This window comes from Actinopolymorpha singaporensis, from assembly GCF_900104745.1.
Classification (GTDB): Bacteria; Actinomycetota; Actinomycetes; order Propionibacteriales; family Actinopolymorphaceae; genus Actinopolymorpha; species Actinopolymorpha singaporensis.
On the sequence record NZ_LT629732.1, the window covers coordinates 6,018,146 to 6,032,258 of the forward strand.

The 14,113-nt window shown below is 70.1% G+C and carries 12 protein-coding genes; 3 read left to right on the forward strand and 9 right to left on the reverse strand.

Features of this window, described 5'->3' with window-relative positions; all coding sequences use genetic code 11:
* Nucleotides 1-5 precede the first annotated feature (5 nt).
* From BLU27_RS26925 to BLU27_RS26955, 7 genes are all read right to left on the reverse strand, one after another.
* Nucleotides 6-1,124 (reverse strand): 2-hydroxyacid dehydrogenase, encoded by a 1,119-nt coding sequence (locus tag BLU27_RS26925; protein WP_092656396.1) that lies wholly within the window; start codon nucleotides 1,122-1,124, stop codon nucleotides 6-8.
* Nucleotides 1,121-2,164, reverse strand: a complete 1,044-nt coding sequence (locus BLU27_RS26930) for an ABC transporter ATP-binding protein (protein WP_092656398.1) — start codon at nucleotides 2,162-2,164, stop codon at nucleotides 1,121-1,123. Before BLU27_RS26930 ends, BLU27_RS26925 begins: the two co-directional genes overlap by 4 nt.
* The gene (locus BLU27_RS26935) at nucleotides 2,161-3,309 is read right to left on the reverse strand and encodes an ABC transporter ATP-binding protein (RefSeq protein ID WP_092656400.1); all 1,149 of its coding nucleotides are present in this window, start codon (nucleotides 3,307-3,309) and stop codon (nucleotides 2,161-2,163) included. Before BLU27_RS26935 ends, BLU27_RS26930 begins: the two co-directional genes overlap by 4 nt.
* Nucleotides 3,309-4,199: a carbohydrate ABC transporter permease gene (locus BLU27_RS26940; RefSeq protein ID WP_092656402.1), complete on the reverse strand. Its 891-nt coding sequence runs from the start codon at nucleotides 4,197-4,199 to the stop codon at nucleotides 3,309-3,311. Before BLU27_RS26940 ends, BLU27_RS26935 begins: the two co-directional genes overlap by 1 nt.
* 2 nt (nucleotides 4,200-4,201) lie before the next feature.
* Nucleotides 4,202-5,194, reverse strand: a complete 993-nt coding sequence (locus BLU27_RS26945) for a carbohydrate ABC transporter permease (protein WP_092656404.1) — start codon at nucleotides 5,192-5,194, stop codon at nucleotides 4,202-4,204.
* A complete protein-coding gene (locus BLU27_RS26950) occupies nucleotides 5,194-6,636 on the reverse strand; it encodes an extracellular solute-binding protein (protein WP_092656406.1) in 1,443 nt (480 codons plus the stop codon). Before BLU27_RS26950 ends, BLU27_RS26945 begins: the two co-directional genes overlap by 1 nt.
* A gap of 183 nt (nucleotides 6,637-6,819) precedes the next feature.
* Nucleotides 6,820-7,482, reverse strand: coding sequence for a histidine phosphatase family protein (locus BLU27_RS26955; protein ID WP_197681594.1), 663 nt, complete (start codon nucleotides 7,480-7,482; stop codon nucleotides 6,820-6,822).
* A gap of 313 nt (nucleotides 7,483-7,795) precedes the next feature.
* Here BLU27_RS26955 and BLU27_RS26960 point away from each other — a divergent pair, with 313 nt between their 5' ends.
* From BLU27_RS26960 to BLU27_RS26970, 3 genes are all read left to right on the forward strand, one after another.
* Nucleotides 7,796-9,790, forward strand: a complete 1,995-nt coding sequence (locus tag BLU27_RS26960) for an HNH endonuclease signature motif containing protein (RefSeq protein WP_092656410.1) — start codon at nucleotides 7,796-7,798, stop codon at nucleotides 9,788-9,790.
* A 174-nt stretch (nucleotides 9,791-9,964) separates the two neighbouring features.
* Nucleotides 9,965-10,321, forward strand: a complete 357-nt coding sequence (locus BLU27_RS26965; RefSeq protein WP_092656412.1) for a VOC family protein — start codon at nucleotides 9,965-9,967, stop codon at nucleotides 10,319-10,321.
* A gap of 51 nt (nucleotides 10,322-10,372) precedes the next feature.
* Nucleotides 10,373-10,687, forward strand: coding sequence for a hypothetical protein (locus BLU27_RS26970; RefSeq protein WP_241827665.1), 315 nt, complete (start codon nucleotides 10,373-10,375; stop codon nucleotides 10,685-10,687).
* Between the two features lie 10 nt (nucleotides 10,688-10,697).
* Here BLU27_RS26970 and BLU27_RS26975 read toward each other — a convergent pair whose 3' ends face one another.
* Together BLU27_RS26975 and BLU27_RS26980 are read right to left on the reverse strand one after the other, a co-directional pair.
* Complete coding sequence (locus BLU27_RS26975) at nucleotides 10,698-12,161, reverse strand: FGGY-family carbohydrate kinase (protein WP_092656414.1); 1,464 nt, start codon at nucleotides 12,159-12,161, stop codon at nucleotides 10,698-10,700.
* Between the two features lie 87 nt (nucleotides 12,162-12,248).
* Nucleotides 12,249-13,988: a coenzyme B12-dependent isobutyryl-CoA mutase large subunit gene (locus BLU27_RS26980; protein WP_092656416.1), complete on the reverse strand. Its 1,740-nt coding sequence runs from the start codon at nucleotides 13,986-13,988 to the stop codon at nucleotides 12,249-12,251.
* Nucleotides 13,989-14,113: the final 125 nt, after the last annotated feature.

The following is a 14,113-nucleotide window of genomic DNA, read 5'->3' on the forward strand; positions in this document are numbered from 1 at the left end:
CCTCCTCAGCGCCGGGTCGACCTGGCCGACGTGCCCGACGTGCCCGGCGTGCCGGACGTGGCCGATCCGGACAAGACCTCCGGGTTGGCGCAGTGCGCCGGTGGTTGGCCGTCCAGCCAGCGGCGCACCTCACCGGCACAGATGGCCGCCGCGCGTTCGGCCACCTCGCGGCTGCACCCGGCGATGTGCGGAGCCATCACCAGGCGCGGCGTTGTGAACAACCGCGAGTCGGCCGGCAGCGGCTCGGCCGGGAAGACGTCGATGCCGGCGGCCGCGAGGTGCCCGCGGTCGAGGGCGTCGCAGAGGGCGTCGTAGTCGAGCAGCCCGCCGCGTGCGGTGTTGACCAGGACCGAGCCGGCCGGCATCCGGGCCAGCTCCGCCGCCCCGATCAGGTGGCGGTTCTCCTCGGTCTGCCGGGCGTGCAGGCTCACCACCTGGGAGGCGGCGAGCAGGTCGTCCAGATCCTCGACGCGTTCCGCCTCCGCGCCGAACGCCTCCGCCGGTGCCATCGGGTCGTACGCCAGCACCCGCGCGCCGAACGCGGCCAGCAACCTCGCGACCAGCTGGCCGATCGCGCCGTAGCCGACCAGGCCCACGGTGGCGTCACGGAGTTCGAAACCGGCCGACTCGTAGCGGAAGTAGTGCCCCGGCCAGGTGCGCGAGCCGAGCTCGGCGTGCCCGGCGGCGATGTTGCGGCAGGTGGCCAGCATCAGGCCGAGAGTGAACTCCGCAGCCGCGTTCGCGTTGCGGCCGGGCGCGTAACAGACGACGACGCCTGCTCGGGTGGCCGCTGTCAGGTTGACGTTGACAGGGCCGCCGCGGGAGACCACGACCAGGCGCAGGTCGGGTGCGTGCTCGAAGACCCGGCGGGTGAACGGCGCGAGATGGGTGACCGCTGCGTCAACACCGTCGAGGGCGGCGATCATCGTGTCCTCGTTGCCGGCCGCCTCGACGACCTCGCCGACCTTGCCCCACGGTTTCGTCGGCCAGCCGACGTCGAGGGTACGCACGGACACCCGGTGGCGGGACCGTCCGGCCCGATCGAGCTCGGCGTCCAGCGCCCGCGTCAGCAGGTCGGTGCGTACGAACTCGTCACCCGCGGCGAGGATCCGCGCTCTGGTCATCTGACCCGGTCTCCTGTGGTCGTGTCGAACATGTACGTCCGGTCCCGCTGGAAGGCCAGGCCCACGGCCTCCCCGGGCACCTGCGCCGGACCCGGTCCAGTCTGGACGACGAGCCGTTGCCGCGTCGCGGCGAGTTCGACCGTCAGCAGGCCGTACTCGCAGAAATCCTCCACGACGACCACCACGCCTGTGACGTCACCCCGGGCACCGTCACCCTCTGCGTCGACCTCGTCCTCCACCACCGCGACGTCCTCGGGGCGCACCCCCACGATCCGGCCGGGGCCGGCCAGCCCGGTGAGCAGGTTCATGGCCGGCTCCCCCACGAACTCCGCCACGAACAGGTCGGCCGGATCGTCGTACACCTCGTCCGGCGTGCCCACCTGACGGACCCGGCCGCCCTCCATCACCACCACCCGGTCGGCCAGGCTGAGCGCCTCCTCCTGGTCGTGGGTGACGAGGACGGTGGTGTAGCCGAGCTCGCGTTGCAGACGCCGCAGCTCACGCCGGGTCAGGTCGCGCTGGGCAGCGTCCAGGTGGGACAGCGGCTCGTCCAGCAGCAGGACCTCGGGTTCGCGGGCGATGGCGCGGGCCAGCGCGACCCGCTGTTTCTGGCCCGAGGACAGGTTGACCGGCCGGGCGTCGAGAATGTCGCGCAGCCCGATGCGCTCGGCAAGGTCCTGCACGCGTTCCCGGCACGCCCGCGCGGACAGGCCGCCCCGCGCGCGCAGGCCGAAGGAGATGTTGTCGGCCACCGACAGCGGCGGATAGAGCGCGTAGTTCTCGAACGCCACCCCGATGTTGCGCCGCTGCGGGCGCAGGCCGAGCACGGACCTGCCGCCCACCCGGATGTCGCCGCCGGTGACGTCCTCCAGGCCGGCGATCATCCGCAGCGTGGTCGACTTGCCGCACCCCGACGGGCCGAGCAGCCCGACGAGTTCGCCGCTGCGTACGTTCAGGTCGAAGTGGGCCACCGCCTCCACCGGCGGGCGTCCCCGGGTGGCGAACACCTTCCGTACGCCGTCCAGCACCAGGTCGCTCATCCGGCCGCCTCGGTCACGTGGGTCGTCTCCACCCGCCGGCCGCTGTCGTCGGCGAGGAACACGTGCACGCGGCGCGGGTCCACCGTCACCACCACCCGGTCGTCGGTCCCGAGCCCGGCGACCTGGGTACGCGGAACCACCAGCGCCAGCAGGCAGGAGCCCACGCGGACGGTGAGCTCCGCCTGGCGGCCGAGGTGTTCGAGGACGTAGACGGTGCCCTCCAGCCGCGCGGCCGCCGACCCCGACGCCGACTCGGGCACGTCGCCGGCTCCGCGGTGCAGGGTCAGGTCGCGGGGACGGATCCCGAGCTGTACGCGGGTGCCCGGTCGTATCCGCCTCCCCGGCAGCGGCAGGTCCAGTCCGCCGTCGTCGGCGAGGAACCGCGGCCCGGCGACGTCGGCGACCACCCCCGACACGACGTTGATGGCCGGCCGGCCGAACGACCGCGCCACCACGATGTCGACCGGTTCCTCCCACAGGTGGCGAGGCGTGCCCACCTGGCGGATCCGGCCGGCGTCGAGCACCCCGACGCGGTCGGCCAGCGACAGCGCCTCCACGTAGTCGTGGGTGACGTACAGCGTGGTCGTGCCGCGCTCGCGGCTGATCGCCTTGAGCTCCGCCCGCATGGTGGCGCGAAGCTTGGCGTCCAGGTGGGACAGGGGTTCGTCCAGCAGGTACGCCGCGGCCGGCCGGACCAGCACCCGGCCGAGCGCGACCCGCTGGCGCTGGCCGTTCGACAGTTGCGTCACCGAACGCTCCAGCAGCGCGTCGATGCCGAGGAGTTCGGCGACCTCCTCGACCCGGCGCCGGGCGGCGGCCTCGGGCAGGCGGTGGCGCGGCGAACGCAGGGGCGAGACCAGGTTGGTGAAGACGTCCTGCTGCGGATAGAGCGCGTAGCTCTCGAAGCACATCGCGAGGTTGCGGTGCGTCGGTTCCACGTCGGTCACGTCCGTGCCGCCGATCCGGACCGTGCCCTCCGTCGGCTCTTCCAGGCCGGCCACGACCTTCAGCGTGGTGGTCTTCCCGGCGCCGGACGGGCCGAGCAGGCAGCAGAACTCCCCGTCGGCCACCTCCAGCGACAACTCCTCCAGCGCACGCAGCCGGCCGAAGTCCTTGCGGATCCCCGCCAGCGCCAGCCCCGCCATCAGCTCTTCACCGCACCGAACGACAGGCCACGCACGAGGTAGCGCTGGATGAACAACGCGAGCACCAGCGGCGGCAGCACCGCCATCACCGCACCGGCGGCGACCAGATTGAAGCGCACCTGGTTGCCGCCGAGGAACGCCAGCGAGCTCACCGTGACCGTCTGCGCGTGGCTGGAGGTCAACGTGAACGGGAAGATGAAGTTGTTCCAGGCGAAGATGAACGCCAGCAGGCAGACCGCCGCCACGCCGGGGCGCACCAGCGGGAGCACGATCCGTACGAACGCCTGCCGGCGCGAGTAGCCGTCCAGCAGCGCGGCCTGTTCCAGCTCCGGTGGCAGGTCGGTGAAGAACGACCGCAGGATCCACACCACGAGCGGCATCGTCACCAGCTGCAGCACCCAGATCATCCCGACGTAGCTGTCGTACAGGCCGAGCTGCTGGTAGAGCACGCCCAGCGGAATGATCACCACCAGCTCCGGGGCGAACCGGAACGACAGCAGGGTGAAGAGCAGGCTCTCGCTGCCCCGGAAGCGGTAGCGCGCCGCCGCGTACGCCGCCGGGACCCCGATCACCAGGGAGACCAGGACGGCACCGACCGCGCACACCAGGCTGGCGACGAAGAACCGCAGGTACGGCGAGTCGGCGGCGCCGAGACCGAGCACCGTGCGGTAGTTGGCGAGCGTGGGTGCGAACCGTAGGTACGTCGAGGTCTGGTCGGCGTTCGACTTCAGGCTCAGGGCCACGATGAACACGACCGGAGCGAGGGAGAACGCGAAGTAGAGCAGGAGTGCGGCATCGGCGGCAAGCCCGGCAACGGTTCCGGTGGTTCCGGTCGTTCCGGTGGCTCTGGTGGCTCTGGTGGCTCTGGTGGAGCGGCTCGAAGTCACCATCGTCACCCCACCTCCGCCCGTGCCGCCGTACTCGGCGATGCTCCTGTCGGCGCACTCGCCGGCGTCCCGATCGACACCCCTGCGGCGCGGTTCTGGACCCGGCTCAGGTAGCGAACGAGGACGAACGAGATCGCGTACACCACCACCCAGAGGATCAGCATGAACGTCATGCCCCGGCTGTAGCGGGCGTAGGTGATCGCCTCGAGATACGCGTTGATCTGCAGCGTCGTGGTCGCGTCACCGGGACCGCCGGCAGTGAGCCCGTAGATGATGTCGAAGACCTTCAGGCAGTCCATGAACCGGAAGATGACAGCGACGAGGACGTACGGCCACAGCATCGGCAGGGTGAGCCGGCGAAATGTCAACCACCAGTTGGCACCGTCCACCGCCGCCGCCTCGAACGGCGATCTCGGCAGCGAGCGCAGCCCCGCGAGCGCGAGGATCGCCACGAACGGCGTGTACAGCCAGGCGTCCACGACCACCGACCAGAAGAAGGCCGCGCCCGCTCCGTCGGTGCCGCGGTAGCCGTGCACCCCCACCGCCGCCAGGATCGGCCGGACCCAGCCCACCTCCGGGAGCAGGATCAGTTTCCACATGATGGCGGCGATGATCGGCGCCACCATCAACGGCACGATGAGCAGGCGTTCCAGCAACCGGCCCAGCAGGCTGGAGCGGTGCAGCAGCAGCGCCACTCCCACGCCGAGCACCGTCTCCACGGTCGTGGCCGCGACCGCGAACGCGACCGTCACGCGAGCCGAGTGCCACAACGTGTCGCTGCCGAGGATGTCGGCGAAGTTGTTCAGTCCCACGAAGCTGGGTTCGCGGTTGGCGTCGGAGAAGTTGTACACCGTGTACGCGACACCGACGAAGAACGGATACAGGATCCCGGCACACAGCAGCACCGCGGGGGTGGCGAGGAGGTAGGGCCGCAGCCGGCGCCGCCACCTCGGCGTCACCGTCGCGGCGGTGACGGCTCCCGCCCCGGTCGCGCCCATCAGCCGTTGACCCGGGGCTCGAGATCCTTCGCCAGTTTGTCCAGGGTCGCCTTCGCGTCGGCTCCGCCGTAGATCTCCTGCAGGGCGGCGGCCCACGAGGTGGTGGCGTCGAAGAAGTTCCGCTGCGGGGTGAACTGGATCTTCGTCTGGTCGATGACGGTCTGGAACGTGTCCAGGAAGCCCGGCACCGCCTTCAGCCGATCCTTGTACGCCGAGTTGTCGGCCACGGACCGGCGTACCGCGTCAATGTGCTGTTGCTTCGTGCCCGCCCACAGCAGGTGTTCCTTGGATGTGGCCCACTGCAGGAACCACCAGGCGGCCGGCTTCTTCTTCGACGAGGAGTTCATGGCCAGCGACCAGATCCACATGTTGGTGGCCAGCGAACCGTCCTTGCCCTTCGGGCCCGGGTGCCAGGCCAGCTTGCCCGCGGCCGGTGTGTCGACGTTCTGGAAGTACGACGCGGTGTCGGCGTCGAACAGCATCGCCGCCTTGCCGGCACCGAGGTCGCTGGACGCCTGGTACCACGTGTACGACGTCCATCCCGACGGTCCGGCGTCCCGCACCATCTTCGCCCACCTGCTGGTGAAGTCCACTGCCTCGGGAGAGTTCATGGTGGGGACGAGCTTCTTGCCCTCGACCTTGAAGTCCTTCAGGCCCTCACGGGAGTACATCGTCATGAAGCCGGGGTGGATCGTCGCCCACTCCCGCGAGCCTCGCACGGCGATGCCGTACATCCCGTCGAACCCCGCTCCGGGCGCCTTCGCCTTCAGCGTCCGGGCGAGTTCGGTGAGGTCGTCGAAACTCTCCGCGGGCTTGAGGCCGAGCTTGGCGAAGACGTCGCTGCGGTAGCACACGGTGTTGGTCTCGAACCCCCAGGGCAGCATCCACTGCTGCTTCCCACCGAGCGGCGCGCCGTTGACGAAGTTCCACTGCCCGGCCTTGATCAGGTTGGGGAAGAAGTCGTCGGGCTCGAACTCCGCGTGGGTGGCCGAGGAGTTGTGCATCCAGGGGCCGAGGTCCTCGAGGTAGCCGGGCGGGCCGTACTGCCAGACCATGTAGGCGCCCAGCATGAACGCGTCGTAGTTCCCCTGCCTGGACTTGAGTTCCAGGGTCACCTTGTCGAAGTAGTTGGACTCGGGGAACTCGTCGATGGCGAGCTTGATGCCGGTCTTGTCCTGGAACTCCCCGCGGTGCGCCTTCAGCGCGTCGGTGTAGGGATGCTTGTTCATCAGCAGCCGCAGGGTGGTCCCCTTGTGCTTCTTCCAGTCGAAGCCGCCGGAGACCTTCTTCGCCGCCGAGTCCTCACCGCCGTTGTTCGACAGTGAGCCGAAGCCACACCCGGTCAGGCCCGCCGACCCGAGCAGCCCGGCGCCGACGCCCGCTCCCGCGAGCCGGAGGACTTCACGGCGACCCCAACGCTTCGGGCCGGTCGGCTCGGTCATGGCAGCCCCCAGTGCAGGTTCGGCGCACGCCGAGATCACCTCGCGGCGTGATCGGACCGCCTCACCTTGTGACCTCGGTGTCCGGCGGGTCAAGCCACACCGACCGCCTTCGGCCAGTTACCGGGTGCGACCTTCTGCGGCCGGCAAGGCCTGCGGGGGACTCAGTCCCGGCCGGTGCGGGTGTCACCAGGTGTCGGTCCCGGCGGCCAGGGGCGGGTTCCAGGCGACCAGGCCCCAGTGTCCTGCCCGGTCGCGACGGAGTACGGCGCCGCTGGCGTTGCGGATGACCGGCAGCACTGTGCGGTAGGTACGAGGAGGGATACCGAGCAGGTCGCAGGCGACGATGCGCAGCAATGTGCCGTGTGCGACGACGAGCACACGGTCGCCGTGAGAACCGTCGGCGAGTTCGTCCAGTGCGGCCCGGCCGCGGGCGAGCGCCGCCGCCGGAGCTTCCCCGTCCGGCAGGGGATTGTCGTACGGGTCAGCCTCGAACGCCGCACGCTCACGCGGAAACCGTTCCCGCATCTCGGCAGCGGAAAGCCCTTCGGCGGCGCCGAAGTCGAGCTCGACCAGCCGCTCGTCCAGGAGCGGTGTCAACCCCGCCTTGCGGGCGGCCGGCTCGGCGGTTTCCCTTGCCCGGCGCAGCGTGGAGGACGCCACGGCCGTTAGTCGCGCCGCGGACGCCCACTCCCCCAGATCGGCCGCCTGGGCCTGGCCACGCTCGGTCAGTGGCGCGTCGGTCCGGCCGACGTAGCGGTTCTCCGCGTGCATGGGCGTCTCACCGTGGCGCACGAAGAACACCGTGATCGGACCGGAACGGGGAGCCGGGGGGCGATCTTGGGTCACGGGCTCGACGATAGACGAGGGCGCGGCACCCGAGAGGACAGGGCCTCGGAGTTGCCTCGGAGGCAGGACCGGGCACCCGCTGCTCCCGGATCCGGCTGCCGCGTCCGGGCTGCCGCGTCCGGGCTGTGACCGCCCGATCCGGACCCCGGAGCTCGGCTGGCAGATCCCTGTGGCGCCCTCCGATCGGCGACCAGGGACATCTGACCCGCGGACCGGGGCCAGCTTTTTGTCCACAGGTGTCGGGCCGGCGTCGCATCGGGCTCTCCTTGTGGACAACGGTCTTGGTGTCATTCACGGTCATTAGGCTTCGAACATGCGTTCGGCAGAGCAGGATCTTCCCGGCAGCGGTGGCAGCGGTGGCAGCGGTGGTGGTGGTGCGGTCGCCCGGTTGAGGGCTGCGCTGGCGGCGATCCGTGCCGGGTTGGACGAGGCCCTGGCGACGCCGACCACGTTCGTGGAGGTGGGTGAGTTGGGGGAGCTGATCGGTGAGCTGGAGACCGAGAAGGCGCGGTCGGACGCGCTCACTCTGGGCTGGGTCCGCCAGGCCGAGGCGCGCGAGGTCGGGAAGGCGACCGGTGCGGCGACCACCGCTGTGTGGCTGCGGAACTCCTTGCGGATGGGCAGGAGGGACGCCTACGCGGCGGTGGCGCTGGCGCGGGACCTGGACCGTACGGTGACGCTTACGGCGCGGGCGTTGGCGCGGGGTGAGGTGTCGTTTCGGCATGCGCAGGTGATCGCCGCCGCGATCAAGGACCTGCCCCGATGGATCAGCCTGGAACAACGGGTGCAGGGTGAGGAGTACCTGATCGACGAATCCCGGCGGCGTAACCCTGACGATGTGCGGCTGCTGGGGCGGCACCTGCTGCTGGTGCTCGCCCCGGAGGAATGGGAACGGCGGCTCGGAGAGGAACTCGACGCCGCCGAACGCGCCGCCGAACGCAGACGCTCCCTGAAATACCTGCCGAACGGGATCCCCGGGTCCGAAACCATGATCGTCAAGCTGCCGGTGCTGGAGATGGAAGCTCTCCGCAAGATCATCGAAGGGCTGATCGCCGCAGATACCCGCGCCGAACCCGACGAACGCCCCCTGGACCAAAAGCGTGGGGACGCGTTCGCCGAACTCGTGGCGAGGATGGCTGAGTGGCAGGCGTCGCCGAACCGTGGCCGTGGACGCGACTGCGTGACCGTCACCATCGGACTCGACCAGCTCCTACAAGGCACCGGGTTCGGCGCCATCGACGACACCACCCCCGTCCGCCCCATGCCCTGCGGCTGCCAAACCCCCGACGCCACACGACAGGCCAAGCGAAAGAACCGGAAACAAAGCGACGGGAAGCAGAGCGACGGCGCGCAGAGCGACGGCGGCACGGATACCGCTGGCACGACGGGCACCCCCAACTTCAAGCCCACCAAGAACAAGTCCGGCGAAGGCACCGGTGACACCCAGCGTGAAGCCGGGACTCGTAGCCGTGTCCCCACCCCGGACGCGACGAGGGACCTTCGCGAGACCGCTGGGCCAGCCGGAGGCGTCGATCCGAGCAAGGCTGGCACCGACACCACGACCACTGGCCGGAAAGGTCAACCAGACAACGACAATCGGCCGCCCGACTCCGCCGAGCTGGCCGACTCAACCCATCCGGCCGCTGTTGGGGAGCGAATAGCCGGACGGCGAGAACCCCGGCAACAGCCACAACAGAACACCGCAACCGGAACGGGCCTGACCAAGGCCCATCCGGAAGCAAACGCCGAACCCGAGGAACGGTGCCTCGGGGAGATGGACGACGCCTGCGCCGACTCCGACCGGGGAGACGATGCGACGAGGCCGGACGCTGCCAACGACTCCAACAACCAACTCGATCCCCACGACGGCTGCACCAAGTGCGGCGGCGGCGGATCGGCCCGCATCCTCCGCCTGCGCGGAGAACCACTCTCCGTCGCCACCATCCGCCGCATGGCCTGCGACGCCAACATCATCCCCGTCGTCCTCGGCGGCAACGGCGAAATCCTCGACATCGGAACGGCAGACCGGTTCTTCACCGAACCACAACGACGAGCCCTCGCCATCCGCGACGGAAGCCACTGCCACTTCCCCGGCTGCCACGTCCCCGAACGCCGCTGCATCGCGCACCACATGACCGCCTGGGAGCAGTTCGGCCCCACCGACCTCGCCAACGGAGTACTGCTGTGCAAAACGCACCACGCCTACGTCCACCACAAAGGCTGGCAAGTGCGCATGGGCAACCACGGCCACCCCGAATACACCCCACCCGAATGGGTGGACCCGCAGCAGAAAGTACGCCGGCCGTGACGACTACAGGCGCCATGGCCACCGTGAAAGCCCGAGCCCACCGTCAAAGCCGATCCACCTGAAACCGAGCCCACCTGATACCGAGTCCACCTGATACCGAGTCCACCTGATACCGAGTCCACCTGACCGCAACCAGGACGCGGATCGTCCGGGACGCTCCGTACCATCCAGGCCATGGCTATCGCACGCTTCCCGAGCATCGTCATCGACTGCCCCGACCCGGGCGCTCTCGCCACCTTCTACGGCAAGCTACTGGACTGGAAGGTCGACATCTCCGAAGACTGGGCCGAGATCCGCGCCGAGTACGGCCAGTGCATCTCCTTCCAGCAGGTCGAGGCCTACACCCCGCCGGCGTGGCCCGCCCAGGAGGTGCCCCAGCAGATGCACCTGGACGTGATCGTCGACGACCTCGACTCCGCCGAGACAGCCGTCCTCGGTATCGGCGCCACCAAGCACGACCACCAGCCCGGAACGACCTTCCGGGTGTTCCTCGACGCGGCCGGGCACCCGTTCTGCCTGTGCGTGAACTGAACCCACAGGTCAGGCTCACCCGAGGCGTCGCGGCCGTGCGAACATGCCTCCATGAGCGGTGACCACATCGACAGGGACATCGACAGGGACATCGAGATAGGCGCTCTGGCGATCAACGTCACGGTCCCGGAAGCGTTGCGCTGGACCGACAACCGGCGCGGTGAGGAGTTCACGCTGACCACCCTCAACGTGCGACTGCTCCCCAGCGGGCACCTCGCCGCAAAGGCCTACGGTCGTCCCACCGCCGGCGGCCGGGGCAACTACGTGTCGTTCTCGGTCCCCGACCGGCCGGAGCTGGCGAACCTGATCGCCGGGGCAGCCGACCGCGCCGGTGCGATGTGGTCCGCACACCAGGGCCTTCGCTGACCGAGAAGCACTAGTTCCAACCGCGGGAGCCGAGTTCGTCCAGCCAGCGGCCGTACGCCTCGCCGAACCGTTCGACCGCCTGCGGGCGCGGCACATGTCGCACGCGTTCGCGGACCATCGCGGCGGCCGCGCCCGCGAGCGAGCCGTGCGCCGGCGCGGCCGCGACGACCGCCATCCCGAACGCACCGTCGGTCACCTCCGGCACCACTATCTCCCGGTCGAGGACGTCCGCGTGCAGCCTCGGCCAGTACGAGCTCCGCGCACCGCCGCCCGTCAGCGTCACCACCGGACCGACCGAAGCGCCCAGACGCTGCACGTGCTCGAGGCACAGCCGCTCCACGAACGCCACACCCTGCAGATAGGCCGCGTAGCGTTCCGCCGGATCCGACGGGTTGCCGGTCAGGAAACCGGTCGCGTCCGGGCGGGCGACCGGGAAGCGTTCCCCCTTGCCCACAAGGGGATACGCCAGCACACCCGCCGGCTCGAACGCCTCCGCCGCCGCGTCCAGCGCCTCGAGGTCGGCGCCGGGAAACTCCCGCGCCAGCACGCCGGCGCCCGCACTGGACGCACCACCCGGCCACCAGCCACCGTCCGGGCTGCGATGGGAATAGACCGCACCACTCGGGTCGTGCACCGGCTCGGTGGTCGTGCCCTTGAGGACCAGCGTCGTACCCAGCACGAAGTTCCACGCGCCCGGGGCAAGTGCACCCGACGCGACCTGGGCCGCACACCCGTCGGTGAGGCCGGCGAGGATCGGTGTTCCGGCGGGGATGCCGGTGAGCTCGGCCGCCCGCGCGCCCACCTCGCCGATCGGTGCTCCGGGCGCCACCACCGGGGGAAGCCGCTTGGCGGGCAACCCGTGCCGGTCGAGCACGTCGTACGGCCAGTCGGTTCGCACCAGGTCGACGCCACTCTTCAGGGCGTGGCTCCAGTCGGTGGCAACGGCCGACCCGGCCAGCCGTGCGGTCACCACGTCGGCCTGATGGGCCAGTCGCGCAGACTCCGGCACGTCGTACTCCGCCAGCAACCACAGCGCCTTCGCCAGCCCCCACGACGCCTGCGGACGCGCGCCCGCCGCCGACCATCCCGGGGCCGGGTCGGCGGCGAGCCGGGCGGCCTGCTCCCCGGCCCGTCCGTCGTCGTACATCAGCGCGGGCGTCACCGGCCGGGCCGGGTCGCCGGGCACCTCCTCGACGAACAGCACCGTCCCGGACGTACTGCACACCGACAGGCCCTCCACCGGCCGCCCGGCGACCTGCCCGCCCACTTCACCCGCGGCGCGCACGAACGCCAACCACCACTCCTGGGGATCCTGTTCGTGATGGACGCCATCACGGGTGCTGCGCAGCGGTGCCATGGCCTTCGCCACCACCGACCCGGTGGCCGTCGCGGCCACCACCCGAACGCCCTGGGTGCCGAGGTCGACGCCGAGCCACACCGGCTCGTGCGCGTTGCCACCACCAAGATCGGTCATGACTCCATCTCACCGACGCGCGGGTGGCCCGTCAAACCGACCCGATCCTTCGCGGCCAGGCTCGGAAAGCCGGTTCACGGCCCGTCGTCAGAACCGCGCCGGCTCGCGGTAGTCGCCCCACTCGTCCTTGAGTACGCCGCAGATCTCGCCCAGCGTCGCCTCCGCCCGGGCAGCGGCCAGGATCACCGGCACCATGTTCTGTTCGGTGCGGGCGACCTCCGCCAGCTTCCGCAGCGCGGCGTCAACCTCAGCTTGCGAACGGGACCGGCGCCGCTCGCCGAGCACGCGGCACTGCTCGGCCTCGACCTCGTGGCTCACCCGCAGGATCTCCACCGGGCCACTGACCGTACTGGTGTGCGCGTTGACGCCGACGATCTTCTTCTCACCGGTTTCCAGCGCCTGCTGGTAGTCGAACGCCGCCTCGGCGATCTCCCCGGTGAAGTACCCGTCGTCGATTCCGCGCAGCAGCCCGGCGGTGATCGTGCCGTCGTCGCTCAGCTCCCTTATCCGGGCGAACACCTCCTCCGCCTCGGCCTCCATCCGATCCGTCAGCGCCTCGACGTACCACGAACCGCCCAGCGGGTCGGCGACGTTGGCCACGCCCGTCTCCTCCAGCAGGACCTGCTGGGTGCGCAGCGCCACCTCCGCGGACTGCTCCGACGGCAACGCGAGCGTCTCGTCGAACGCGTTCGTGTGCAGGGAGTTGGTTCCGCCGAGCACCGCTGCGAGTGCCTCCACCGCCGTCCGGACGATGTTGTTGTACGGCTGCTGGGCAGTGAGCGAGACGCCCGCGGTCTGGGTGTGGAAACGCAACCAGGCCGCGCGGTCGGTCTTCGCGCCGTACACCTCCCGCATCCACCGCGCCCAGATCCGCCGGGCCGCCCGGAACTTCGCGATCTCCTCGAAGAAGTCCAGATGGCTGTCGAAGAAGAACGACAGACCGGGAGCGAAGACGTCGACGTCCAGCCCCCGCGACAGGCCCAGTTCGACGTAGGCGAACCCGTCCGCCAGCGTGTACGCGAGCTCCTGCGCGGCGGTCGAGCCGGCCTCGCGGATGTGGTAGCCGGACACCGACAGCGGCTTGTACGCCGGGATCTCCTTGGAGCAGAACTCCATCAGGTCGCCGATCAGCCGCAGGTGCGGCTGCGGCGCGAACAGCCACTCCTTCTGCGCGATGTACTCCTTGAAGATGTCGGTCTGCAGCGTGCCGTTGAGGGTGGCGATGTCCACGCCCTGGCGCTCGGCCGCGACGAGGTACATGCAGAAGATCGGAATCGCCGGGCCGGAGATGGTCATCGACGTGGTGACCTCGCCCAGCGGAATGCGGTCGAACAGCACTTCCATGTCGGCGGCGGAGTCGATCGCCACGCCGCAGTGACCCACTTCGCCGAGCGAGCGCGGGTCGTCGGAGTCGCGGCCCATCAGCGTCGGCATGTCGAACGCCACGGACAGTCCCCCACCGCCCGCGGCGAGGATCATGCGGTAGCGCTCGTTGGTCTGCCTGGCGTTGCCGAAGCCTGCGAACTGCCGGATGGTCCAGGTGCGGCCGCGGTAGCCGGTGGGATACAGGCCGCGGGTGAAGGGGTACTCGCCGGGCCAGCCGATCCGCTCGAACCGGGGATCGTCCGCGTCCGGTGGCGGGCCGTAGACCGGGTCCACCTCCATCCCGGACAGTGTCGTACGGCGTGAGCGGTCGTGCTGGTCGCGCGTTTCGCCACCCTCGCCCGGCTTGCCCTCGCCGGGCCCGCCCGGCTTGCCCCGTCCGGCCGCCGCGTCGTAACGCTGCTGCCACCGGCGCCGGCCCGCCTCGATGTCTTCGGCCCGCATAGGTCCTCCCGACTGACGTGGCCGCCCTCGTGAGGCGCCACTGCCACGATAGTAGGATGTCCAACTATCCGCAGCCGGTAAGGGGTTCGGGAGGTTACGTCCCCTCAGACGACGGGCCGTCTCAG